Origin of the sequence: Beijerinckia indica subsp. indica ATCC 9039 (assembly GCF_000019845.1) — a bacterium.
GTDB lineage: Bacteria > Pseudomonadota > Alphaproteobacteria > Rhizobiales > Beijerinckiaceae > Beijerinckia > Beijerinckia indica.
Window position 1 is genome coordinate 2,641,013 of sequence record NC_010581.1, and the last position, 24,390, is coordinate 2,665,402.

19 protein-coding genes are annotated in these 24,390 nt (G+C 57.1%); 11 read left to right on the forward strand and 8 right to left on the reverse strand.

Features of this window, described 5'->3' with window-relative positions; genetic code table 11:
* The 6 genes from radA to BIND_RS11700 all read left to right on the forward strand — a co-directional run bounded on the left by radA (window position 1) and on the right by BIND_RS11700 (window position 10,310).
* The gene (gene radA, locus BIND_RS11675; RefSeq protein WP_012385275.1) at window positions 1–1,416 is read left to right on the forward strand and encodes a DNA repair protein RadA; all 1,416 of its coding nucleotides are present in this window, start codon (window positions 1–3) and stop codon (window positions 1,414–1,416) included.
* Between the two features lie 189 nt (window positions 1,417–1,605).
* Window positions 1,606–2,181 (forward strand): CvpA family protein, encoded by a 576-nt coding sequence (locus tag BIND_RS11680; RefSeq protein ID WP_012385276.1) that lies wholly within the window; start codon window positions 1,606–1,608, stop codon window positions 2,179–2,181.
* A 790-nt stretch (window positions 2,182–2,971) separates the two neighbouring features.
* Window positions 2,972–4,477 (forward strand): amidophosphoribosyltransferase, encoded by a 1,506-nt coding sequence (gene purF / locus BIND_RS11685; RefSeq protein WP_012385277.1) that lies wholly within the window; start codon window positions 2,972–2,974, stop codon window positions 4,475–4,477.
* Window positions 4,478–4,577: 100 nt separating this feature from the next.
* Window positions 4,578–5,327, forward strand: a complete 750-nt coding sequence (locus BIND_RS11690; protein WP_041778752.1) for an SDR family NAD(P)-dependent oxidoreductase — start codon at window positions 4,578–4,580, stop codon at window positions 5,325–5,327.
* Between the two features lie 534 nt (window positions 5,328–5,861).
* The gene (locus tag BIND_RS11695) at window positions 5,862–7,118 is read left to right on the forward strand and encodes an AlbA family DNA-binding domain-containing protein (RefSeq protein WP_041778061.1); all 1,257 of its coding nucleotides are present in this window, start codon (window positions 5,862–5,864) and stop codon (window positions 7,116–7,118) included.
* A gap of 570 nt (window positions 7,119–7,688) precedes the next feature.
* Window positions 7,689–10,310: a tetratricopeptide repeat protein gene (locus tag BIND_RS11700; protein ID WP_148210623.1), complete on the forward strand. Its 2,622-nt coding sequence runs from the start codon at window positions 7,689–7,691 to the stop codon at window positions 10,308–10,310.
* Window positions 10,311–10,687: 377 nt separating this feature from the next.
* Here BIND_RS11700 and BIND_RS11705 read toward each other — a convergent pair whose 3' ends face one another.
* The 4 genes from BIND_RS11705 to BIND_RS11720 all read right to left on the reverse strand — a co-directional run bounded on the left by BIND_RS11705 (window position 10,688) and on the right by BIND_RS11720 (window position 13,765).
* Window positions 10,688–11,209, reverse strand: a complete 522-nt coding sequence (locus tag BIND_RS11705) for a hypothetical protein (protein ID WP_012385281.1) — start codon at window positions 11,207–11,209, stop codon at window positions 10,688–10,690.
* Between the two features lie 37 nt (window positions 11,210–11,246).
* Entirely contained in the window at window positions 11,247–11,474 is a 228-nt protein-coding gene (locus BIND_RS11710; protein ID WP_012385282.1) for a hypothetical protein, read from the reverse strand.
* 114 nt (window positions 11,475–11,588) lie between these two features.
* Entirely contained in the window at window positions 11,589–13,001 is a 1,413-nt protein-coding gene (der, locus tag BIND_RS11715; protein ID WP_012385283.1) for a ribosome biogenesis GTPase Der, read from the reverse strand.
* Window positions 13,001–13,765, reverse strand: coding sequence for a tetratricopeptide repeat protein (locus BIND_RS11720; RefSeq protein ID WP_012385284.1), 765 nt, complete (start codon window positions 13,763–13,765; stop codon window positions 13,001–13,003). The genes der and BIND_RS11720 overlap by 1 nt, the downstream gene beginning before the upstream one ends.
* 681 nt (window positions 13,766–14,446) lie before the next feature.
* Between BIND_RS11720 and BIND_RS11725 the strand changes: the two genes are divergently transcribed.
* The 4 genes from BIND_RS11725 to BIND_RS11740 all read left to right on the forward strand — a co-directional run bounded on the left by BIND_RS11725 (window position 14,447) and on the right by BIND_RS11740 (window position 18,284).
* On the forward strand, window positions 14,447–14,914 hold the full coding sequence (locus tag BIND_RS11725) for a MarR family winged helix-turn-helix transcriptional regulator (protein WP_012385285.1): 468 nt from the start codon (window positions 14,447–14,449) through the stop codon (window positions 14,912–14,914).
* Window positions 14,915–14,983: 69 nt separating this feature from the next.
* A complete protein-coding gene (locus tag BIND_RS11730; RefSeq protein WP_012385286.1) occupies window positions 14,984–17,125 on the forward strand; it encodes an FUSC family protein in 2,142 nt (713 codons plus the stop codon).
* Entirely contained in the window at window positions 17,122–17,331 is a 210-nt protein-coding gene (locus BIND_RS11735) for a DUF1656 domain-containing protein (protein ID WP_012385287.1), read from the forward strand. The genes BIND_RS11730 and BIND_RS11735 overlap by 4 nt, the downstream gene beginning before the upstream one ends.
* Before the next feature lie 5 nt (window positions 17,332–17,336).
* Window positions 17,337–18,284 (forward strand): efflux RND transporter periplasmic adaptor subunit, encoded by a 948-nt coding sequence (locus tag BIND_RS11740; protein WP_012385288.1) that lies wholly within the window; start codon window positions 17,337–17,339, stop codon window positions 18,282–18,284.
* 371 nt (window positions 18,285–18,655) lie between these two features.
* Here the strand turns inward: BIND_RS11740 and BIND_RS11745 are convergent, their stop codons facing one another.
* Window positions 18,656–18,973 (reverse strand): hypothetical protein, encoded by a 318-nt coding sequence (locus BIND_RS11745; protein ID WP_012385289.1) that lies wholly within the window; start codon window positions 18,971–18,973, stop codon window positions 18,656–18,658.
* Window positions 18,974–19,422: 449 nt separating this feature from the next.
* Here BIND_RS11745 and BIND_RS11750 point away from each other — a divergent pair, with 449 nt between their 5' ends.
* A complete protein-coding gene (locus BIND_RS11750) occupies window positions 19,423–19,824 on the forward strand; it encodes a nuclear transport factor 2 family protein (protein WP_012385290.1) in 402 nt (133 codons plus the stop codon).
* A 193-nt stretch (window positions 19,825–20,017) separates the two neighbouring features.
* Here the strand turns inward: BIND_RS11750 and aqpZ are convergent, their stop codons facing one another.
* The 3 genes from aqpZ to BIND_RS11765 form a co-directional block, all read right to left on the reverse strand.
* Window positions 20,018–20,722 (reverse strand): aquaporin Z, encoded by a 705-nt coding sequence (gene aqpZ / locus BIND_RS11755; RefSeq protein ID WP_012385291.1) that lies wholly within the window; start codon window positions 20,720–20,722, stop codon window positions 20,018–20,020.
* A gap of 175 nt (window positions 20,723–20,897) precedes the next feature.
* Window positions 20,898–21,938 (reverse strand): ABC transporter substrate-binding protein, encoded by a 1,041-nt coding sequence (locus BIND_RS11760; RefSeq protein ID WP_012385292.1) that lies wholly within the window; start codon window positions 21,936–21,938, stop codon window positions 20,898–20,900.
* 3 nt (window positions 21,939–21,941) lie between these two features.
* Complete coding sequence (locus BIND_RS11765; RefSeq protein WP_041778062.1) at window positions 21,942–24,185, reverse strand: TonB-dependent siderophore receptor; 2,244 nt, start codon at window positions 24,183–24,185, stop codon at window positions 21,942–21,944.
* Window positions 24,186–24,390 lie beyond the last annotated feature (205 nt).

A 24,390-nucleotide genomic window follows, 5' to 3' on the forward strand; every position in this document is an offset into this window, starting at 1 on the left:
ATGGCCAAGCCGCGTTCGACTTTTGTCTGCCAGGCCTGCGGCGCGATCACGCAGCGCTGGCAGGGACGCTGCGACGCCTGCGGGGAATGGAACACCATCATCGAGGAAGTCGCGGCCTCTGGGATCGGCGCGCAAATCGGCGCCAAAGCCGCGCAGGGTGGTCGCAAAGGGCGCATCTTTTCACTCTCCGGTCTTTCCGAAAAAGAACATACGCCGCCACCGCGCCTCATGACCGGCATGAGCGAACTCGACCGCGTGACAGGCGGCGGTTTTGTGCCCGGCTCCGTCATTCTTCTCGGCGGCGAGCCCGGGATCGGCAAATCGACCCTCCTCATTCAAGCCTGCGCGACGCTGGCCGATCAGGGCCACCGGATTGCCTATATTTCCGGGGAAGAAGCGGTCGCGCAGGTGCGGTTGCGGGCCGAGCGTCTCGGCCTTGGCGGCAGTGCCGTGGAACTCGCTTCGGAAACCGGCGTCGAGGATATTGTCGCAACCCTCAGCCAGGGCAAAAAGCCCGCCCTCGTCATCATCGATTCCATTCAGACCATGTGGAGCGACCTTATCGAGGCCGCGCCCGGCACTGTTTCCCAAGTACGCGGCACCGCGCAAACCCTGATTCGCTTCGCCAAACATCTCGGCGTCGTGGTGATTCTCGTCGGCCATGTCACCAAGGATGGGCAGATCGCTGGGCCGCGCGTCGTCGAACATATGGTCGATGCTGTGATTTCCTTTGAGGGCGAGGGCGGCCGCGACTTCCGCATCCTGCGCGCCGTCAAGAACCGCTTCGGGCCGACCGACGAGATCGGTGTGTTCGAAATGACCGGTCGCGGCCTCGCCGAGGTCGCCAATCCTTCCGCCTTGTTTCTCTCCGGCCGCGATGCCGCGACGCCAGGCGCCGCGGTTTTCGCCGGCATGGAAGGCACACGCCCCCTGCTCGTCGAGATCCAGGCGCTGGTCGCGCCAAGTGCGCTCGGCACGCCGCGCCGCGCCGTGGTCGGCTGGGATACGAGCCGGCTCGCCATGATCGTCGCGGTGCTCGAAGCCCATGCCAATGTGCGTCTTGGCCAATATGATCTTTATCTCAATGTCGCGGGTGGATTGCGGATCAGCGAACCGGCGGCCGATGTCGCGGCGGCGGCGGCGCTCGTCTCCTCGCTCAGCGGTGTCAGCCTGCCGGTCGATCGCGTCTTTTTTGGCGAAATCGCGCTTTCTGGCGCCGTGAGGCCAGTCGCCCATGCCATCCCGCGCCTGCGCGAGGCTGCCAAACTCGGTTTTGCAAGCGCCCTCTTGCCGCCACAACCGCAAGATCCAGATAAGAAAACCAGCGAGGGCGCGCCCAGCGTTTTGTCGCTGACCCCTTGCGCCCATATTGGCAGCCTGGTCGCCGGCATCATGCAACAGGCGCGGCAGGCTTAGCACATGCTCCGGCGGGGTCGGCGAATGGGAAGCTCGCGAAAAATTCAAGAGTCCGAAAAATTTCAACCAAGGTGACGAAAGCTTAACGCTTCTCTATAAGAAACACGGTAGGCGCCCGTCCATGCCGCAGGCTGTCCCCATGGGTGCAGCCCCAAGGCATGACAGCTTCACACGAGAGATTTCGAAACCATGCCATCCTATCTCGATCTGGGGCTGATCGTCGTCGTTCTGATTTCGGCCATTCTCGCCATGTTGCGCGGTTTTACCCGCGAGGTCCTGGCCATTGCCTCCTGGGGCGCGGCGGCACTCGCGGCCATTTATTTCTATCCTTTGGTCTTGCCTTATATCAAACCCTATATCGCCAAGGATATACTTGCAGAGGGCGCTTCAGCCGCCATTGTCTTCTTCGCGACACTGATCATCGTTTCGATCATTACTATCCAATTGTCCGATGTCATTCTCGATTCGAAGGTCGGCGCGCTTGATCGGTCGCTTGGGTTCGTCTTCGGCGCCTTGCGCGGCCTGCTGCTCTGCGTCATCGCCTTCGTTTTCTTCAACTGGCTGGTGCCGGAACAGAATCAGCCGGAATGGGTGAAAACGGCGCGTATGCGCCCGCTCTTGAAAAGCACCGGCGCTGAATTGCTCAACGTCCTGCCAGATGATCCGGAAGGCCTTCTCGCCCGCTTGAAGAAACCAAAGACCGCGCCCGAGGAAGCGGAGCCCGACAATGCTCCCAGCGGCCAGAGTCCTAGCAAAAATCTTTGATCTTTCTCAAAGAAAGAGCGCATCAATCTCCAAACACGACTATTTTGGAGATTGATATGCTGAAGCTTTTTTGATTAAGACACATCAAACCAAAAAGGGGCTCCCCTTTTTGGTTTGATGTGCGGTGGCGGAAAATCCGAAGCAACGAGGGGCGAGCCGTCTCATTTCAGGCATCACGCTAAAGTGAGTGTGGAATGAGCCGAAAGGGTCCGCGCAAATAAGCCTGAAATAAGCTATTTCAGGACCGTAAAATGTCCCTACATTTAGGGCGACCGTTCGATAAGACCAAAGGTCGTAAAGAACGACCTTTGGTTCCTTTCTTGAATTTTCGCTTTTTCAAAGCGAGAGCGAAAATTCAAGAGTGGTCCAACGGTCATTCATTATGACCGTTGGTATAAGACCATGGCACAGGGATGACCGTTGGAGCGACCAACAGTCAAAAATTCGGACCCGTAAATAAAATTGAGTTGATTTTGGCAAAGCATGTTACGGGTTTCACCCGCACCATGCTTTTCAGCATTTGGACCCCATCCAATGCGTCAGAATAAGCTTAAAATCGCAGAATGTCAGGAGTATGACGCAAGGGCGGCCTAGCCTTTGCTTCGGCGTGCAACAGACGGACTGAAAAGTCCGTTTTTCTGTTCGAGCGGTGAGATGAAGCAAGACTTCCCTCATGACGAAAATTCTTCGCACCCCCAAGTCCGTGTCGATCGGCGACAAGGCCCTGATCACGCGGGCCTGGAAACGATGACGCGTCTTTTCCCCCACAAAACTTTGTGGAGCCGGTTCCATGGATGAAGTGAGCGATTTGCCGTCGGACCTCGATCCCTCTTATTCCGCCTCCGACCCAGGCGCCTTCGATCTCGACGCCGATCGGCTGCGTGAGGAATGCGGCGTATTCGGCATTTTCGGTCATCCCGATGCCGCGGCCATTACCGCGCTCGGCTTGCATGCCCTGCAGCATCGCGGGCAGGAAGCGGCCGGTATCGTCACTTTCGAGGGGACACGCTTCCATTCCGAGCGGCGGCTCGGCCTCGTTGGCGATCATTTCTCCTCCGCCTCGACCATCGAACGCTTGCCAGGCTCTGTGGCCATAGGCCATGTGCGCTATTCGACAACCGGCGAGACAATCCTGCGCAATGTGCAACCGCTCTTCGCGGAACTCAGTTCCGGCGGCTTCGCCGTCGCCCATAACGGCAATCTGACCAATGGTCTCACCTTGCGCCGCGACCTTGTACGGGAAGGCGCCATCTATCAATCTACTTCTGATACGGAAGTCATCCTGCATCTCGTCGCGCGCAGCCGCAAGCCGCGTCTGGTCCAGCGTTTCATCGAGGCGTTAGGCACGATCGAAGGCGCCTATGCGCTGGTCGCCATCTCCAACAAAAAACTGATCGGAGCTCGCGATCCGCTCGGCATCAGGCCGCTCGTCATCGGCCAACTCGACGGCCATTATATTCTCGCTTCAGAAACCTGCGCTCTCGACATTATCGGCGCCCGTTTCGTCCGCGATGTCGAGAATGGCGAGGTCGTCATTATTTCCGAAAAGGGGATCGAAAGCCTGCGGCCTTTCCCGCAGCGTCCCATGCGCCCCTGCATCTTTGAATATATCTATTTCGCGCGGCCGGATTCGATCGTCCAGGGCCGTTCCGTCTATGCTGTGCGCAAGGCGATGGGCGCGGAACTGGCTCGGGAAAGCATGGTCGACGCCGATGTCGTCGTGCCGGTTCCTGATTCCGGCGTGCCAGCCGCACTCGGCTTCGCGCAGCAATCGGGCATTCCGTTCGAACTCGGCATTATCCGCAATCATTATGTCGGGCGCACCTTCATTCAGCCGACCCAAACGGTGCGTGAACTCGGCGTGCGCCTCAAGCACAGCGTCAATCGCTCGGTGGTCGAGGGCAAGCGCATTGTTCTGCTCGATGATTCGATCGTGCGCGGCACAACCTCGGTCAAGATCGTGCAGATGATGCGCGACGCTGGGGCGCGCGAGGTGCATTTCCGCATTTCCTCGCCGCCGATCTCCTATCCCGATTATTACGGCATCGACACGCCGGAACGCGAAAAACTGCTCGCCGCCACCCATTCGCTGGAGGAAATGCGCGCCTATATCGGCTCGGATTCCCTGGCCTTTCTCTCGGTCGATGGCATCTATCGCGCCATGGGCGAGAACGGCCGCGATCCCTTGCGCCCGCAATTCACCGATCATTGTTTCACCGGCGATTATCCGACCGCCCTTACCGATGTCATGGGCGAGGCGAAAAACCAGCTCTCGCTGCTTGCAGAGGCCAGCTAAATCCGCCGATCTGCTGATTTCGCTCTCCGGCCAGGAACGATAAATTACGGAGGAATCATCTCGGATGATTCCTCCGTTTTATTTTGATCGATGGTTTCCCATGTCCAAACTCCTTGCCGGCAGTATCGCTCTCGTCACCGGCGCCTCGCGCGGTATCGGCCACGCCCTGGCCCTCGATCTCGCCCGCGCCGGCGCCCATGTCATCGCGCTCGCCCGCACGCAAGGCGCGCTGGAGGAACTCGACGACGAGATCCGCGATGCCGGCAGCGAGGCGACACTGGTGCCCTGCGATCTCAAGGATTTCGAGGCGCTCGACCGGCTCGGCCATGCGATTTTTTCGCGCTGGGGCAAGCTCGATATTTTCATCGGCAATGCCGGCCTGCTCGGCCCTGTGAGCCCCCTCGCCCATGTTGATCCGAAACAATGGGAGGATGTGCTCGCGGTCAATGTCACCGCCAATTGGCGGCTCATCCGCTCGCTCGATCCCCTGCTGCGCGCCTCCGATGCCGGCCGCGCCGTTTTCATTACCTCAGGGGTCGGGCATCGCGCCGATTTCAAGCCCTATTGGGGTCCCTATGCCACTTCCAAAGCAGCCCTCGACGCTTTGGCGCGGACCTATGCGGCCGAGACCGTCAATGTGTCCCCGGTCAGGGTCATGCTGGTCAATCCCGGCCCCCTGCGGACCGCCATGCGCGCCAAGGCCATGCCGGGTGAAGATCCGCTGACGCTGCGGACGCCGGAAGATTTGAGCCCCAAAGTTTTGACGCTCTGCAGCCCGGAATGGACCGAAACCGGCAAGCTCTATGACTTCCCGCAAGATCGAATTTTGAGCTTTCAAGGGCCGGCGTAAGAGGCTTTTGATCTGTATTCTCGCTGAGAGGATACAGATCAATGTGTTCTCACGATTGTTTCGGACCAGTCAGGGAAAGCATTCTCAAGCCGCTGCTGATAGATCATCAGCAACGGCTTTGTAATGTATGGGATCGCTCTTTCCAGCGAGATATTTTTCGATGTCTATCGCCTATCCTCGTCACGATCGCCCGGTTTACGAACTCATCGTGGTGAGGTGAATTTATGCAGAATTCGGATGCGCTTGAGATGGTTATTCAATCTCTTGCAAAAGGGGGGCAAGCGTCTATTTTTTGATAAAACTCTGCAAGCTGTTTTTCCCAGCGTATTCTCGTGAAGATGTATGGCTGGACAATATTTTAAGTTATTGATTTCTCTCAAACAGAAATTTGCTAATTGGGTGTATACATCCTCGGTGAAGGGCCGAACTGAGTTTTTCAACAGAATACGCCAGTTGGGGCCATCGAACGAGGTTCCCGCATGAGGCATTGTTGCATGGTCCGGAAAATGAAATCCTCTTAGGTAGCCAAGGATCATGATGCGCAACGCGCTCTATTGCTGTGACAATCCGATTGACGGGGCGACGAACATGTCTTTGCTCGATATTTTTTTGGATAAAGTAACAGAAGCAGACCTCAACAATCTCATTTCGACTTGTGTCCCGGAGTCCCCTACGATCGACTATAAGCGGGATACCTACGGAAATTCAGAGGGAGACAAGCGCGAATTTCTGGCCGACGTGTCATCCTTCGCGAACACCATAGGGGGCGACATTGTTATCGGCATCGACGAAGCCGGCGGGTTACCTACTGCGGTAAAGCCCTTAACCGGCGACATCGACGCTGAAGTCCGACGCCTCGAAAGCATCGCACTTTCCGGTATCGAGCCCCGTCTTACCAATTTGCGCATTCGTTCGGTCCCCGTTGCCGGTGGACATGCCATCATAGTGCGGGTGCCACGCAGCTTTGTCCCGCCTCACCGGGTTATCGCGCAAAATAGCAACCGATTTTACGCGCGAGCCGGGACAAAGAAGTACGAACCAAATGTCGAGCAGTTACGCCATCTCTTTACCGATGCGCCTCACGTGTTGGAGCGCATCCGATCGTTCCAGGCAGACCGACTCGTTAAGATCACCGTCGGAGAGACGCCGACTCCTCTCGGTCCGCTTGGGAAGGTGGTTCTTCATGTCATTCCCCTTCCCTCTTTTGCCGATGGCCGAATGGCTGATATTGTCTCTCAACTTGCTAAGGGAGGTCATGTCCCGTGTCCGCTCGATGAGGTGGGTTTCTCGTCCAATTACGCGGTGAATTTGGACGGATATTTGAGCTATTCCGTAGGCCCGCCGGGAGCTCGCCTAGCTTATGCGCAATTTTTTCGAAATGGAGCTATAGAGGGCGTCGGCGAGTTAAGAAGCGACGACAACGTAAATTCATGTTTTATTACCAGAGACCTAACAAATCTCATCATGTCTCGGGTACGGCTATACCTTGATGTGCTAAGAGCTTATGATCTGGGCCTTCCCGTCTATATTTTCCTGTCTCTCTGTAACGCCACTCGTGTCGTTTATCGATATGCTGATGCGTCTGGCGTGGGGTGTCACGACAGCCGTCCCCTATCCCGTGAGATTGTCTCCGTGCCTGAAATTTACATCGATGATTTTAACGTCGATGTTATCGATGTGATGCGACCGGCCTTCACCACCCTTTGGAATGCTGTCGGATTTTTGAGCTGTAACAGATATGATGACCTTGCGAGGTGGAAATCTTCGAATCCATACGCATTGACGTGGTGATAGCGCCAAAATTGCGATTAAGGCCACAAAGTAAATCTTTATGCCCACGAGGTCCAAAAATAGTGAGTTTTGCTTGATCGGTGCGCTCCCGAATTTTCAACGGGTTGGATCGTGCAAACAGATAGATGCCAAACGTCATTTTGATCCATGCGGCCGGCCACCATGTCTGCCGTTCAGCCGAAATAATTCTGCTTTCAAAGGCGGACATGGCTGTCAGCGACGCTCCGTCGGCGCGACCATTGGCGATGGACAGAAAAGAACTATCTACGTTGCGTGGCCCTAACTGACGTTGGGAATGTCTGCATCGCGCCTCTCGAGGAAAGGGTGGCTGCTATAGAAATAGCCTACCTGTCGGGGAACAGATCAGCTATTCACTTGAGTCCGGAAGAGCAGCAGCCGCGTCCGCGATCGCGAAGGATCACCGCAGCCCGACGCGATCTTTGTTATAGTGGCCAGAGACTCCAAAATCACTCAGCTATGAACCCACAGACACGAAAGCTCCTGATCCAACGCCTTATCGAGCCCATCGGCATGATCGGCCCTGAGTTCGAGCGTTTCGGGGAGCTATTCTTGGACCATTTGCTTTCCACACCGCTCGAGCACAGCGGGTTGAACGTACTCGGTTTTCCGGTCAGCCGCGTACTGGATAGCAGTGCCGCCGATGGCGCAATCGTGGCGGAATATTCCGCTGAGAACGACTACTTCACGAAAGGGATGCCCAAGGCCCAAAAGGACATCGCCCACGCCTTGTCTCATCGTCCGAACGTAAGGCTGGTGCTCCTGATCGCTGCGCAGCCGAGTCACCCCCAGATCGTAGAGAAATTCCTCCAAGTGGCGATGGCGGGGCCCGGGATGAAAGAGCGCTCGCTCCGGATCTGGGGCGCCGAACGCATTGCTGAGCAGCTTGTCGACAAAATCACGTTCAATGACTCGGCTGTCGAGGCGCTGTCGGCCTACCTGCCCGTGCTAACCGAGATTTGGGAAGAAGCCGCGCGGGACCGCCTGTTTCCCGCGCCCGATCCACGGCACCGGCGGCGTCCCACGGTATCCGCCCAGATCCATTGTCGCCTTACGACCGAGACGTGTGTCATCCTCGGCGGCATCGCAGGCAGCGGAAAATCGGACACGGTGGCTGCCTACGGCGCCGATCATCGCATGGACTACGACCTCTTGATCTGGTTCGATGGCGATGAGATCAGCCGTGTGGATGATCTGCGAGCAGCCCCTTTGATGCGCGGGCGAGAAAAGCGCAACATCGCCAGCCTTATGCGTACCCGACGCTGCTTGTTGGTGATCGACGACCCCAAAAACCCGCTCGAAGCTTCAGCGCTGGCGGCGCTTTGCGGGCCTGGAACTCACGTTCTGGTCACGACGCGGGAACTGCGGCCCGACGTGTACGCGATGCCGTCGATGTCGGCGGCGGAAGCACGCGCTATCCTCGACGCCGATGTTCCAGCCTCTTGTCCACAGAATGTCTTTGACACGATCTGGGCCACAGTCGGCGGGCATCCGCTCAGTCTTGCCCTGATGAATGGCGCGGTCCGCGACGGCGCTCCCTGGTGCGACATCCAAGAAGATTGCTCCGCCGTGGGCCAGCTTGCCGACCCTAAGCAGCGGCTGGCGGATCGTCTTTTGCTTCGGCGGCGAGATCTCCTGCAGGCCCCCCTCGCTGTCTTCGAGTGGGCAGGTCAGCCTGAGTGTGACGAAGGATTCCTGCGGTTTGCGGTAAAACCGGCCGGCATTCGCAACCTGCGCACCCACGCGCTGACTGCCGCCGACCGCGACGCCGTGGTCCGTCTGCATGACGTAGTGTTTTCCAGCCTCTCGAGCCTCGACTGGTGGACGCCGGTCGAGCGCAATCAACTCAACGACAAGCTCGAGGCCTATCTGGTAGCAGCGTCCGAAGCTAATGACTTGAGCCTGCGGGCTGCGGCCGGAAGCCTTCGGAAACGGCTGGAGGCCCTCATCGCTGCCGGTGATGGACGCCCAGCCTTCCTACTCGCGTTGCTGATGGCCTGGACGCCGGAGGAGATCGACCCCATTCCATTGGGAGATCCGGCGGCCAAAGCGTCAGCGTTCGCGGCTGCAAAGCTCCCGATCGCCCACGTGGAGTTTCGCCTGCTCATCGAGACCGTCGAACAACTCTTCCTCCGCGTGAAAATTGAGGGAGAGGCAGCGACGACCGCATTCCTTGACAACATTCTGCCTATGTTTGACAGCTTGGCCCAACTGCCAAGCTTGAGCCCTCGCCAAACGGCCGAAATTCATCACCATCGCGGCAAGGTCTATCGCCGGCTGCACCGCGATGCGGATGCCCAACGCGAGTTCGAAACGGTGATTGCCGGGCCTTCTCCGCTAGACGCCACGCGCCTACAACTGATCCGCCTCTACAAGTCGGCCAACAAGTGCGCGGCAGCTGCGGAACTCGGTAAAGAGGTCCTGACGGCGGCGGAAGACACCGGCGACGTTGCCCCTTCAGTATTGCTAGCAGTGATTCAAGACCTTCCGTGGCGGGACGCCTCGGTTCGGGCGGAGCTCCTTCTATCAAAGCAGGACTTCATTGAACAGACAATCGTCAGTTATGCGAACGCAGGCTACGATCAGGCGTACAAAACCTTAGCGGCGGTGGCGCGTTGGTGGTCCCAGGAGGCGCCGGAGGTCTTGGAGCGAGTGCTGAAGGCGATCCCAGCTCTGAGTGCGGAACGCGTCGACGACGACGAGTCGCGCTTCGCTTTTGGAGATATTCTGTTGGAGGCATCGCGAGCGTCGGGCGCCGGCGTGGCGGAGAACCAGAAGCTCGCCTTATCCTTCTTCGAGGCAGAGGTACAACCGCATGATTTCCACATTCAACGGCATGCGGAACTGTTGCTCGACATGGGGCGGCACGCCGAGGCAGAAGTCTTGCTTGGAGCGCACCAGCACTTCGCTTCGAGCTGTTGGATCCAACGGCTAATGGCAAGGGCACGTCTCGCGCAGGATGACGCACCCACCGCGCTGACCTGGATTAACCGTGCGCTGGCGGACGACAGGTGTAGCAGCCGACATGACGAGTTCCTGGAACTCCGCTATGAGATCCGCCGAGCACTCGGCGAGGCGAGTGCCCTGGAGGATCTGAGTGCAGCGGTCAACCTTTCGGCGGCGGGCCCACGGCGCTCGCGCCTCGAGGCCATGCTCGCGGCTGCGACCGCTTAAAACTAATGCTGCTTGGCTGCTGCAGTCGCCGACCATGGCGATGAAAGGCAACTTCAGACTTGTCGTGAGCTTCGCTATGGCGGCCTATAATCGTCGCAGTTGGTAACCCCATTTTCGCTTCGCCGATAGCTGCCGCTGATACTCAGGCTCTAATATCCCGTTGGCGCTTCAAAGGTCCGAAGTGGGCTGTCTCCTTCGGGCCACAGCTGACCTTCAAGATGCTAAGGTCAGCTTCGGGCTTTTAAACTGTCCTCCCCGAGCCAGAATCAGCCGATCTAAAGAGTGTCTCCCGAAAGTTGGCTTGCAGAGACAACAGCCCCTTATCGACGAACCAACTCGTCGCGCCGTTATCGTCAACACCGCGAATACACACGCCCTCAATCGCGGCTGAGGCGAAAGTCCGCGATCCAGCCACGGATCTCCCGTTTGATTTCCTGGAAATAGGCCCAAATCCTCGTCGATTGCACAAAGGCGCGCAAACGGTCGCGATAATGGATCAGCCAATCCATCACGAAAGCGAACCAGCGGATATACCGTAGCTTGACCTCGCCCGCATGATAGATCCGCTCGACCACGACGAAGCTGACGAGATAAGCGCCCACCAGCGTCACAATGCCTGACAGCACATGACCCGCGCCGATGAGGTAGAGGCCGTAAATCTTGGCAGGCTCGGCGAGGCCGAAGGGCACGGCCAGCAAAAAGAGAATCATATAAGGGGAGAGATCGGCGATCAGCCGTTCCAATCGCAGCACCAGGGCGAGCCTGGCGAACCAATCCGCGATGGGCCGAAACAACGGCGCCACCACCGCGTCGAGCAAGAGATAGAACAGCACCAAGCCTTGCGCCAGCCAAAGCAGCAGGCGGCGCAAGGGGGACAGACCTGCATCTGGATCGGACAAGCTCGCGCTCTCCCCCGTCTGAAAAGGGTTAAAGGATTTATGAGGCTTTGGGCGGCAGCGGTTTCGAGGCTTCGCTCAAAGCTCCTTCGTAAAGGATCTCGCCAGAGGATTTCTCCTTAAGGATCAGCTTTTGATCCTTGGCGGCGCCGTCCGCAACGCAACGGCGCGCGACATGTTTGATCGCCGACAGAGCCTCGGCCTCGGTCGGCCAATTGCGCTCCTCGCTATATTTAAGAACGGGCACTTCGTAGAGATAATAAGGCATGGCCGTTTCTTCCAACCGCAATGTCGAGAATAGGCTCAACGCAAGCAACTGGCGAGCCGGATGAAAGCCCGCTCAGGCGCACATTGACTTGCCCGTTCACTTGCACTTGCCCGTTCACTTGCGCGCCTTGCGTGACGCATAGGGATTGTCGGTGGTCTTTTTCGACAAGCGAATCGGCACGCCCGGCAAGTCAAAGGCCTGGCGCAAGCCATTAACGAGAAAACGCTCATAGCTCGTGGGCAAGGCGTCGAGCTGATTGCCAAACAGCAGGAAATAGGGCGGACGGGCGCGCAATTGGGTCATGTAGCGGATCTTGATCCGGCGGCCGGAAACGGCAGGTGGCGGCGTCTGTTCCAGAGCGCCCTCAAGCCAGCGATTGAGCCGCGCCGTCGCAATTCTCTTGTTCCAGATGACATGCACCTTGTCGATCGCCGCCATCAGCCTGTCGAGCCCCTCGGCGGTCGTCGCGGAAACCGGAACGACCGGCGTGCCCTTGACCTGCGGCAGGAGCCGCCCGGCTTCCTCGCGCAAAAGCGTAAGCCGCGCCGCCCTTTCGGCGTCATCAGCGCCGATTAGATCCCATTTGTTGAGGGCGATGACCAAGGCCCTGCCCTCGCGCTCGACGAGATCGGCAATGGTCAGATCCTGTTTCTCAAAAGGAATGGTGGCATCGAGAAGCACCACCACCACTTCGGCGAAGCGCACGGCGCGCAGGGCATCGGCGGCGGCGAGCTTTTCCAGCTTGTCCTCGATCTTGGCACGGCGGCGCAGGCCCGCCGTATCGAAAATCTTCATCTTGCGGCCACGCCATTCGAGATCGAGACCAATCGAATCGCGTGTCAGGCCCGCTTCCGGCCCCGTAAGCAGGCGCTCCTCGCCAAGCAGGCGGTTGAGCAAAGTCGATTTGCCCGCATTCGGCCGCCCGACCACGGCAATGCGCAAAGGCTTGGTCAGATCGAGTTCGGACCCGTCTTCATCCTCGCCAAGTGTCAGACGCTCTTCGGCCGGGCCCGCCTCATCCGGCGCCTCTGTCTCCTCGGGCCAGTTTTCGCGCAAGGCCTCATAGAGATCGGCGAGCCCTTCGCCATGCTCCGCCGAGAGCGGGACGGGATCGCCAAGGCCGAGGTCAAACCCCTCGATCGCGCCCGCTGTGCCGACCCGGCCCTCCGCCTTATTGGCGATAAGCACCAGGGGCTTACCGGCACGGCGCACGAGCTGCGCGAAGAAACGATCTTCAGGCGTCAGGCCCACGCGCGCGTCGAACAAGAAGAAAATGCCATCGGCCTGTTCGATCGCCGCCTCGGTCTGCGCCCGCATGCGCCCGGAGAGGGTCTCCTCATGCCCTTCCTCCAATCCGGCCGTATCGATGATCTTGAAGGTCAGATCGCCAAGTTTGGCATCCCCCTCGCGGCGGTCGCGCGTGACCCCTGGCCGATCATCGACGAGCGCCAGTTTCTTGCCGACAAGGCGGTTAAACAGCGTGGACTTGCCGACATTGGGACGGCCGATAATGGCAATGGTCAGCATTATGGCTTGCCAGTCTCCGTCGAGGTTTTTTCAGGCGCGGGAACAGCTCCCGACGGGGTTTGCTCCTTGGTTTCCGGTTTGCTCTCGGGTTTGGGAGCGGGCGCGGGCTTGTAGGCGGGTTTGCCGGCCTGGACGAGACCCAGAAAAGCCTCGGCTCTTTGGCGCATGGAAGCAGGCGCCGCCGGATCGACCACGATTTCATCGAGCCAATGGCCGGCCGCATCGAAATCCTTGCGTTTCAAGGCGGCGAGCGCCAGAAGCTCGCGCGCCGAATTGCGAAAGGCGAAATCGCTTTTCGCCAGAGCCGCCGCCTTGTCCTCGAACACTTTCGGGTCGAGCTGATCGACCTGTAGATACAAGGCGCGCAGATGGGCAAGATCACGGAAAATGGCGGGATAACGCGAATCCTCGGCCAGAGCGGCATAGGCGCCCGCAGCCGCGACGGGATCAGACGCCACTGTCTCATCAATGGCCCGCAAACGGGCGAGCGTGGCATAGCCTTGCGGCGCCTCCTCGCTTAGAGTTTTGAGCGCGGCCAAGGCTTGCGCGCCTTCACCCTGTTGCGCCAAATCAATCGCCGCCTGATAACGCGCGCCCATCGCCTCGGCCTCCGCCAGGCGATGGCTGACCGTGATGCGCCACCCGACGGCCCCCGCGAGAATGAGCAGGATGACACCGCCGATCAGAAAACGAAACCGGCCAAGGAACTGAAGGATGCGCTCACGGCGGACATCCTCATCCACCTCGCGAAAAAAATCGGTCATGAATATCCTTGGGTTGAAAGGTCAATGTGGCGCATGGCCCGATCCCGCCATGGCCATGGCTCTCCCCGCCAGCTTGGTCCATGGGCGTTGATCGTGACATCGCCATCCCGGACCGAGCGGAAATCCCGCGATCGTCACGAGAGCCTGCGAAATCGATTACCCTTCCCGCCCGAGAGTTTCAACCTAAGTGGCGTGAAACCAAGCAAAAGCTTTAACTTTCTCATGATTACACCAAAGGTCGTGAAGAACGACCTTTGGTTCCTTTCTTGAATTTTCGCTTCTTCAAAGCGATGGCAAAAATTCGAGAGCGGTCCAACGGTCATTGATTATGACCGTTGGTATTACAGTTCCGGAAAGAGAAAATTAAGACGATCTCGTGAAATAGCCTCATTCTTTTCCGTATCGGCGGAGCTTAGTCCAAGCCGCACAGAGTAGATAATCGCTCAGAATATAAATAATTGCTCATCACGGCGCTTTTTAACAAGCGAGGCCCGCGCGAAGCGATGATTTGGCGCGCGCTGGCCTCATCGGCTGTCGGCGGCGGCTTCGCGGTCCTATGAAATAACGAAAATTTTTCAAAACCTTATCGCCTTTTTATGAAACCCAATGGGGCTCGAAAAGTTCCTAAAGTTAGGAAGAGAATATATTGACGCCTTTTAATTAGGATACTATCTAATCGCCATGGCCACATTTCGCTCCCTCCCTTCCGTCGCTTTGTTCGGCCAATTGGTCATTCGTGTCGGCCGCAACTGGCGCCGCGTTCTCGATCAAGTGCTCTATGCGGAAGGTCTGTCACAATCGACCGCTTTGCCCCTCATCATTCTGCTCAGGAGCGGCGGCATGCGACAGGGCGTTCTTGCCGATGAACTGGGCGTCGAAGGTCCCTCCCTCGTCCGTCTCATCGACATGCTGGAAGGTGATAAATTGGTGACGCGTCGCGAGGATGCGCGCGATCGCCGCGCAAAGCTCATCGACCTGACCGAGGCCGGGCATGAAAAGGCGGAACATATCGAACGTGTCGTCAAGAAGGTACGCCAGACCCTGCTCGGTAATGTCGACCCCGATGAACTCGACATTGCCACGCGGGTTCTTGAAGCCTTGGATATGGATTTGAGCGCGCTTCTGGCCAAGGAAGAGCTAGAGGCCTGATTTCGGAATCATCGCGGGCAAGCGCTGAAGAGTACAAGCCAAAAGACGAGCCGAGAGACGAGCAAGAACATGACGTCCCCATCATTATTTGAGGAACTCAAGGGCGCCGATTGGCTGTTTTCGCTGAAAACATTTCTGGCCGCCATGCTCGCGCTTTACGTCGCCTTCGCGTTCGACCTGCCGCGTCCCGCCTGGGCCATGGGCACGGTCTATCTGGTCTCGCAGCCTCTCGCGGGCCAGGTCGTCTCGAAATCCTTCTTCCGCGTGCTCGGCACTCTGCTCGGCGCCGCCGTCGCCCTGATCAGCGTCCCCACGCTCCAGTCCGCGCCCGAATTGCTGATCGTTGTGCTCGCCGGCTGGTGCGGACTCTGTCTTTATATTTCCCTGCTGGACCGGACGCCGCGCAGCTATGTCTTCATGCTGGCGGGTTATACCGCGTCGATCATCGGCTTCTCATCCATTGACGCCCCCGTTCACATCTTCGATGTGACCGTCGCGCGCTGTGAGGAAATCGTCATCGGCATCGTCTGCGGTACGATGGTCAACGGACTCCTGTTCGCGCGCCATATCGGTCCCCTCCTCGCCAAGAGGATCGACAATTGGTTCCTCATGTTGAACGACCTCGCGGCCCATTCGCTCGAAGGTCCCGTCGATGGTCAGGACCTCAAACGTGAACGGAGCAAGCTCGCCCGCGAGGTCGCTGATTCCTACGGTCAGGTGACCCATCTCTATTATGAGCAATCCGAATATCACACGCTGCGCCATTACATTCGGATCCTGCATCATCGCATCGTGCTGCAATTACCGTTGTTGTTCAGCCTCGGCCAAGCCTTCACCTCTGTCACCGAAAAAGGCGAGACGAATAACGAGCCGGCGCAAGCCGATCTCCTCGCCATCCGTGAGCGGACGCATGAAGCCATGCATGGTACGATGCGGGAACAGAGCGAAGCGATGCGCAAGCTCTATACGGACATCACTCGCCTGCAGGCCCAGGAAGGGCCGATCAAGGATCTCAACGGTCTTGTCCGGAAAAATCTGCTGGCGCGGCTGCATCGCTTCCTCGACCATTTTCTGGCGAGCATCACTTTGTGGATGAATGCCCGTTCCGGCCATGGAATGGGGTCTTTGCGCGGCTCCAATGCCTATCCGCTGCACCGGGATCACGGAGCGGCCTTCCGTTCGGCCCTCGGCGCATTTTTCTCGGTCATCATCTGCAGCGTTTTCGCCATAGCGACAACATGGCCGGGCGGTAGCGTTGCAGCGCAAATGGCGGCGCTCGGCGCTTCCATCGGTGCTCTCGGCGAGAATCCGACCTCGGCGATTTTGACCTTCGCCCGAGCCACGATCGCCTCGACGATCGCCGCCTTCATCATTCTCTTTGGCCTGATGCCGCAGATCGACGGTTTCCCCCTGCTGGCTTTGTGTTTTTTCCCCTTCCTGATGCTGTTTGGCGCGCTCGTCAGCATTCCGCGCGTTTCGGTCTTCGGCGTTTTGTCCGGTCTTCTGACCGGCATTCTGGTCAGTCCCCAGAGCCGTTATCAGGCCGATCTCGCCGAATTCGCCAATAGCGCAGCGGCCATGCTGCTGGCCTTTACGATTACGCCCGCTGTGGTCAGCCTCATCCGCATCTTCTCGGTGGAAAAGACTGCGCAAAGACTGCTCGCCGCCGGCTGGACCGAAATCGCCGCCGTTTCGCATAATCGCTGGATCGCCAACGAACCTCTCTTTGCTTATCGCATGATGGACCGTCTGGGTCTGCTCGCCCGCAGGCTCAACGCCTATGGCAACGCCATTCCGGAATGGATCGCACCGACGCAGGAGACCGCGCTCGGCATGGATGTCCTCGAACTGCGGCGGCTCGAACCTTTGTTGCCGCCCGCAGCCGGCCGGCGCCTTGCCGCCATGCGCGAGGACATCGCCACCTTGTTCGTGCATAAAGCGCATTCCTTGAACGGCGCGGCTCCGCAAACGGATTTCGATCACCTGCTCAACGATCTCGATGCCAGTCTTCACGAGGTCTTCGCCTGCCCCCTTTCCGATCGTCGTGACGAAGCCTTGATCGCCTTGTATGGCATCAGGCGCATTCTCTTCCCGTCGCAGCCCATGCCGGAACTGCATTTGCCCAACCCGGCGCTCGCATCGACTCCGCCGACGACGCCGGCTCCCCACGCGACGACCACCCCCGCGCTGACATGGAAACAAGCCGTATGAAACTGCCGGGAGAATTTGATTTCTATGGCGTCTACGCGCCGCAACTGCTGGTGCTGGCGGCCATCGCCTACATCATCAGCCATCTTGCCATTCGTCTTTTGAACTGGCTCGGGTTTTATCGGTTCGTCTGGTACCGCGCCTTGTTCGATGTCTCTCTTTTCTTCATCACACTTGGCGGTCTCAGCCAGATTGTAAAAGGACTTTGACCACTATGGCGCGCTTCTTCGAATCGTTCGGGCGCATTCTCGTTACGCTTGTCGCGGTTGTGCTCGCTCTCTTCGGCGGTTTTCACGTCTGGGATTATTACATGGATGCGCCATGGACGCGTGATGCACGTATCCGCGCCGATGTCGTCCAGGTTGCCCCTGACGTCTCCGGTCTCGTCAGCAAGATCGAGGTCGAGGACAATGAACGTGTGAAAAAGGGCGATGTCATTTTCATCGTCGATCAGGTTCGTTTCCAGATCGCTGTGGAACAGGCCGCCGCGAATGTCATGACCGCCAAGGCAACCCTCGATCAGGCCGAGCGTGATCAGGCCCGCTACACGCAACTGACCTCGCGTGCCGTCTCCGACCAAAAACGGGAAGAGATTTTCACGGCCCGCAATCAGGCGCTCGGCGCCTATAAGCTGGCGGTCGCCAATCTCGACAAGGCCAAGCTCGATCTCGAACGCTCGGAGGTTCGCGCCAGGGTCAACGGCTATATGGCCAATTTCGAAATGCAGCCTGGCGTCTACGTCAATGCCGGCAAGGGCGTGGCCGCCCTCGTCGACAGCGACAGTTTCTATATCATGGCCTATTTCGAGGAAACGAAACTGCCTCGCATCAGCGTGGGCGACGAAGCCTTGATCTATGTCATGGGTGAAACGAAGCCGATCCGCGGCGAAGTCGAAAGCATCGTCACCGGTATCGAGGATCGTGAACGCGGCGGCAGTGAAACGCTCCTGGCCAATATTAATCCGACCTTCAACTGGGTGCGCCTCGCCCAACGTGTGCCGGTCCGTATCTCCATCAAGGAATTACCGGAAGGGCTGAAGCTCGTCTCTGGCCGCACAGCGACAGTCTACATCCAACATAAGGGCGAGGAAGAAGCCCATAAGCCTTTCCCCTGGAACCTCACGGAGAAAGTCGCCAACCTTTGGACGCGGGCGACGAATTAAAGCTTCGGCCTGAAAACGGACGGGTTATAGGTAAAGCAATGATGAGTTCAGGCGGAATCTCCTGAACGCATAAAGGGCCTCCAGCACCCAACCCAAACCATGCTGATTTCATAGCAGGCACCACCGGAGCAATCAGAATCGGTGGTGCCGCGCTTATAGGTCTCAGGTTGAAGCGCTCGCAGCGTCAGACGACGCGCTGGTAGCGATCATGGGAAGCCAGCACACTCGAGCTGCCCACAGCGTCAGAGCCATCTTCTCATGCAAAGCCCCCCGTCCGAGACATCGGGCGGGGGGCTTTGCATGAGAAGAGCCTATTCGGAAAACACACGCTTTCGGAATAGGCTCCCCTCCAAAGAGATCCTAGGGAAATCTTATTCCGAGCGTACCTTCGCGTAGTAATCACGCTGATGGCGACGCGGATTATCGAGATTCTTGAACATGCGCGGTTGCGCCCGATCAATATCGGCCTGGTTAACCTGCGTCTGGTGCATCACCGAATGACCAGGAGGAACCGAAACGCCCGAGAAACGCTCGATATAATCCTGCGCGGGGGACACGCGCTGATATTCCATCCGTTCCCCTCCAACCCTTTCACGGAAAGACCGCGCCGGGTCATAGCTTTCAGTCGCGAGGCTATTGCCGGTCAAAGCGGCAAGGATGAGCAAAGCGCCAACGCCAGTTTTTGTCATGGGAAAAACTCCTCTCGCCATGTAAAGCCGTGGGAGGACCTTCATGGCCGCGTTCCACCGACCGTTATGGGAGTCGGATCCGGTGGATCAGTGAATTGGCCGTTCAGCTCGTGGCGGCCTTGACTGACTGAGAGGAAGATAGGGGCTGTCAGCTGTTTTTACATCCCCGTTTTTGTGCATCGCAGCGATGCACAAAAGATATGAAACTTTTCTCCGAACGACTTATGGTATTCACCCTGACATAAGCTCGAGAAAGCCTTGATTTTGTGTAGAATTGATCCGATCAAGTCCTGTCCGATCCACGAGCAGCATGTCCATGATTTGCACCACACCATCAAGCTATTCCGCGCAAGCTACTCCACGGCATGAAGATCGCTTCATGGTGACGCTCCCTCACGCCCTGCCTGTCGCTTGCGCCTTTCCTTCTACTCCTTGAGAGCCAGATCCCTATGGATGAGATCCTTGCAGCGAATGCGCTCTATTACGCCGCCTTCTCCTCCGGAGACTTTGCGAAAATGAGCGCTTTATGGGCGCCCGAGGATATTTCCTGTGTCCATCCAGGCTGGCCGGTCCTGATCGGCCGTCCCGCCGTGCTCGATTCCTATCGCAATATTCTGCGCAATCCGGCCCAGGAACCGATCGTCGCACGGGATGAAATTGCACTCATTTCCGGTAACGAAGGCCGGGTCTGCTGCGTTGAACTGGCGGGCGATATGCCGCTTGCAACCACGAATTGGTTTCGCCGCATCGACGGCGTCTGGCGGATGATCCACCATCAGGCGAGCCCTATCGCCGCAATGGTTCAACAGGCTACGGAAGAGCGGCCCCCCTCCCCCAAGCGGCTCAATTGATTTAATAGGTTCGCATTTCTGAAACACAAAGGGGGGATCGGCTTACGCCGATCCCCCCTTTGTGTTTCTTACAATATCAACCCCGAAGAGAAAGCCCCTTTAGGGTCAGCTTCATGTGATTATAAAGGCTTATCGCATCTCACATGGGCACGAATGAAAGTGCGATACTTATAGCGCGTAAACGCACAAGATCTCAGATGCGGATCGTCGGCGCTGGGCGAACGATGCGATAGAGAATGGCACCGACAATGCCGCCGATCAGAGGCGCCGCCCAAAACAGCCAGAGCTGTTCCAAAGCCCATCCGCCGACGATGAGGGCCGGGCCGGTGCTGCGCGCCGGATTGACCGACGTATTGGTGATCGGAATACTGATCAAATGGATCAGCGTCAGGCAGAGGCCAATGGCGATCGGAGCGAACCCCGTCCCCGCATCTGGATGCGTCGATCCCATGATAACGAAGAGGAAGACGGCGGTGAGCACGGTTTCAGCGGTAAAAGCCGAGACCAGATTGTAATGCCCCGGCGAATGCGCGTCATAACCATTGGCAGCAAAGCCGCCGGCAAGGTCAAAACCAGGCGCACCACTCGCGATGAAATAGAGAAGCGCCGAAGCCGCAATAGCGCCAAGCACCTGCGCGATGACATAAGGAATGACCTGGCTGGCTGGGAAGCGTCCGCCAGCCGTCAGGCCGAAAGTAACCGCTGGATTGAAATGCCCGCCGGAAATATGTCCGACTGCAAAAGCCATGGTGAGAACGGTCAAACCAAAGGCGAAAGCGACGCCAAGCAGGCCGATACCGACATGCGGAAAAGCCGCTGAAACGACCGCGGCGCCGCAGCCACCAAAGGTCAACCAAAAAGTGCCGATTAATTCAGCCAAATATTTCCTAAAATCCATAGGAGATTACCCCTCGATCTGACTAAACCCCAAAAAGCGGTCATCTTGAAAAATATCGACCGCCGACGTTAGCCCGCCATACACCCCGGCCTGGCTTGATAATCACGATAACGCCTGCACCCCCAGACAAGAGTGTTAAGAATAACATTACAATATTTTGTTGCCCAATGATACTTCATTGCAGAATCTGTGTAAGATCCGCATCATTCAGATCGACATTCAGAAACAGGCGATAGAAATTTTTCGTCTCGGCCTTGATATCAAAAGGATAAAGATCGGGATAAAAGAGGTTGGCAAGCCATTGGATGCCGAGCCCCTGCATGAAACTCGGAGGCCGGTCAATCCAGTTGAAGGGAATGCGCGGAACAATGTAAACGCGTCCCTCACGCACCGCTTCCACCTCCCGCCAGACAGGATTGGTCGGCGCCCCTAGCGCAAAATCGCGTGATTGCGCGATAATGAGTTCCGGTTTTCTGGCGATAATGTCCTCAATGCCGATTGCCTCCATGCCGCCATGAGTCGATTGTTCACAATGATGGATGTTATCGCCACCAGCCAGACGTATGGCGATTGTGTGAAAGGAACGATCGCAATCAGTCGCGAGTCCATCGCGCGATTCGGCATAATAGACACGCCGCTTTCCACCCTCGGGCACCTTGGCAACAGCGATTTCAACCCGTTTCAAGACATCCTCGATATAGGAGGCAAGCTGTTCCGCCCGCTCCTTCTTATCCATGATCTGACCGAGAAACCGCAGGGTTTCAGGATAATCCTCAATACCATCCGCCTTGACGAAAACGATCGGCAAGCCGACCTTGCCGTATTGCTGAATGATCTTGTCATTATCGCTAAAACGGTCGAGCCAGACGAGAAGCACGTCGGGATGCAATCCCAAAATCTCTTCCGGATTCATGGCGGCGCCATGCCCCATGACGGCACCGAAGACGGGAAGGTCGATCAATGCCTTGGGGAGGAAAGGCTTATCCTGCTCGCGAATCGGAAAATTGAGGCCGACCAGGCGTTCTGGCGCGAAAGCATAGAGCAGAAAGCTGACGGGATGCGAGAGTGAATAGACCTTCTTGATGTGATCGGGCACGCTCACCTGGCGCCCGGCCATATCCGTGATCTCACGCGCTTGCGCCTGATCCAGAGGGGAAAGAGACGAAATCAATGTCCCAAGACAAAAGACGAGGCATAGGCGCATGAACAAAAGCATGTGTCAGAAATCCACAGAGAGCCTAGCGATCACGGTCAGCGGCTGACCAGGATAAAGATAATTATAGCTGCTCGCGGTGCCTGCCCAATAGCGTGTGTTGAACAGATTCTTGATATTGACGCTGACTTTCGCCGGGCCAAAACGATAGGCGGCCATGAGGTCAAAGGTCGTGTAGCCACCGAGATAAGCGACGAGATTGGGACTCGCCTGGCTAATGAGATTGGTGGTCCGGCCGGCCGATGTCGTCAGGCCACCGCCGATGGTAAAGCCCTGGGCCGGTCCATCCTGAAACTCATAAGTGGTCCAAAAACGGAAATAATCCTTGGGCACATTGGGAACCGGCGAACCAATTTGATAGGTGCCATCCTGCACGATCCGTGCATTGATATGCGAATAGGAAGCGAGCATATCCCAACCCGGCAGGGGATGCAGAGTCGTCTCGACTTCACCGCCGGTACTACGTTGCTTGCCAGTCTGAACCTTGTAGCCATTTTGCGCATTGAGGGGGTCGGGATCGGCTGCCGTCACATTCGATAGAATAATGTCATAAAGAGCAACGCCAGCAGTCGCGAAATCGGTGACATTATATTTCAGACCGACTTCCTTTTGATCGCCATAAAGTGGATCGAAATTCTGAATATGGCCGTCTGTCGTCACATTCGACGGTTGCGGTTGGAAGGTTGTCGCATAGGATGCATAACCAGTCAGTTCCGGAAGAATATCGTACATCAAGCCAACACGCCAGCCGATGCCATTCTTGTGATAGAGCGTACTCCCTTGCATGGCTGGATTCGGATTCATGCCCGATCGGCTATAGGAATTATATTGCACATAGTTCAACCCCGTCGACAACCGCAAGCGGTCAGTAAATGAAATGATATCATTGATATATTCATTGAACTGTGATTGCGCCGAAAAGCCATACATATATTGCTGTAGATTGCCGAAGGGCACGCCCCAATTGGGATCATAGGGATTGGTGAATGTAATCGCATTTGCCCCCGTCCCGAATGGATTTGGTGTCGGACGTCGCATATCCATTTTGTACCAAGAATCGGCGAACCGTGCTCCAGCGACGAGATCGTGCTTGATGCCGAGCGTATCAAAATGACCGGTCAATGTCTGATCCGTATCTATAGAGTAGACAGGCCCCATTTTGATCTGCTGAAAATTCTGTGTGTATAATGGCGAACCCACTGGGCTGAAGCCAGCAGTGGCAGTGATAGCTGTCTGATCGCGCGCCGTTTTTGTATATTGGCTCGAAGATTTGAAGCTCCAGTCCTGATTGAATTCATGTTCATAGGCGAAGCGGACATTCTGACTCACAAAGGTCCAAAAGCCTCTTGGATCATTGACGTTCAGATCTCGGCCGAACCAACCAAGAGAACTCAAATATTGATTGGGACTTTTCCCCATCGCCGCTTGATAGGGAATGCCACTATAGGGTTTAGATCTTTGCCAGCGATATTCGTAGCCAGCAGTAATAGCGTCCTGAGCCGAGAGACGCCCCTGAATGATTTCCGAGACAGCGGCCTTGGTATATTGTGACGTCTGATAGAACGCATCATAGCCGCCAATAAGGAAGCTGGTGCGCGCCAACCAATTGCCGTCGGCCGTCAAAGGTGTCGAGACGTCGCCTTTCAAGACATGCGAGCCGAAATTGTCGATTTCGGTGCCAATTTGACCGGCAAAATAAGGCAAAGGCTTTTTGCTGATGACATTGATGACACCGCCGATACCGCCGATAAAAGCGCCATACATCAAGGCGGAAGGACCTTTCAAAACCTCCACCCGATCAACGCTTACCACCGCCTGATTGCCGAAAGGTGCAGGATCCCACAGTCCATCGCGCAGGACCATGCTGTTTGGAAAGCCGCGAATGGTGGCAACGTAATATTGGTCGAGCGGAAAATAGCCCGGTGTAGCATTATTGACGCCGGCGACATTGGTCAAAGCCTCGTTGATGGTACGCACCGCCTGATCATCCATCAGCTTACGCGACACCGTTGCGACCGTCTGCGGCACGAAGGAGTTCGGCAGCTTTGCCTTGCTGCCCGTCGTTGTCCGCGTCACAACATAATTGTGTATGCCTTCGGCATCCGGCTGCTCGCCGATCGGGATAACATTGCGGCTTTCGACGAGCACCTGTGGCAATTGCATCTTGTCATCGGGCTTTGCTTGATCTTGTTTCTTCTTCGCTTTACCCGCAGGCTGCGCATCGGTCACGGTCAACGTCTGCTGCGTCATTTCCTGCGCCCACGTCATCTCACACGTTAAAGCAAGGATCGAAGCCGATAAAAGAAAGGAAACAGATTGCGCATCAGGGAGCAGTGTCCGCAAACTGGATCGCGCGTTAACAACGGATTTCCGATTCAAGAGACCAAACTCCCCGCAAAAGCTTGCGCGATCGCGCGGAAGATTCCCGAAGTGACGGACGTCCGATCGAACAAGC

Bases quoted from the DNA above. Each gene is read 5' to 3' on its own strand.
- radA (WP_012385275.1), top strand. From the start codon at position 1: ATGGCCAAGCCGCGTTCGACTTTTGTCTGCCAGGCCTGCGGCGCGATC.
- BIND_RS11730 (WP_012385286.1), top strand. From the start codon at position 14,984: ATGACGTCCCCATCATTATTTGAGGAACTCAAGGGCGCCGATTGGCTG.
- BIND_RS11725 (WP_012385285.1), top strand. From the start codon at position 14,447: ATGGCCACATTTCGCTCCCTCCCTTCCGTCGCTTTGTTCGGCCAATTG.
- der (WP_012385283.1), bottom strand. From the start codon at position 13,001: ATGCTGACCATTGCCATTATCGGCCGTCCCAATGTCGGCAAGTCCACG.
- BIND_RS11760 (WP_012385292.1), bottom strand. From the start codon at position 21,938: ATGCTTTTGTTCATGCGCCTATGCCTCGTCTTTTGTCTTGGGACATTG.
- BIND_RS11690 (WP_041778752.1), top strand. From the start codon at position 4,578: ATGTCCAAACTCCTTGCCGGCAGTATCGCTCTCGTCACCGGCGCCTCG.
- BIND_RS11695 (WP_041778061.1), top strand. From the start codon at position 5,862: ATGATGCGCAACGCGCTCTATTGCTGTGACAATCCGATTGACGGGGCG.
- BIND_RS11765 (WP_041778062.1), bottom strand. From the start codon at position 24,185: ATGACGCAGCAGACGTTGACCGTGACCGATGCGCAGCCTGCGGGTAAA.
- purF (WP_012385277.1), top strand. From the start codon at position 2,972: ATGGATGAAGTGAGCGATTTGCCGTCGGACCTCGATCCCTCTTATTCC.
- BIND_RS11750 (WP_012385290.1), top strand. From the start codon at position 19,423: ATGGATGAGATCCTTGCAGCGAATGCGCTCTATTACGCCGCCTTCTCC.
- aqpZ (WP_012385291.1), bottom strand. From the start codon at position 20,722: ATGGATTTTAGGAAATATTTGGCTGAATTAATCGGCACTTTTTGGTTG.
- BIND_RS11745 (WP_012385289.1), bottom strand. From the start codon at position 18,973: ATGACAAAAACTGGCGTTGGCGCTTTGCTCATCCTTGCCGCTTTGACC.
- BIND_RS11740 (WP_012385288.1), top strand. From the start codon at position 17,337: ATGGCGCGCTTCTTCGAATCGTTCGGGCGCATTCTCGTTACGCTTGTC.
- BIND_RS11720 (WP_012385284.1), bottom strand. From the start codon at position 13,765: ATGACCGATTTTTTTCGCGAGGTGGATGAGGATGTCCGCCGTGAGCGC.
- BIND_RS11710 (WP_012385282.1), bottom strand. From the start codon at position 11,474: ATGCCTTATTATCTCTACGAAGTGCCCGTTCTTAAATATAGCGAGGAG.
- BIND_RS11735 (WP_012385287.1), top strand. From the start codon at position 17,122: ATGAAACTGCCGGGAGAATTTGATTTCTATGGCGTCTACGCGCCGCAA.
- BIND_RS11680 (WP_012385276.1), top strand. From the start codon at position 1,606: ATGCCATCCTATCTCGATCTGGGGCTGATCGTCGTCGTTCTGATTTCG.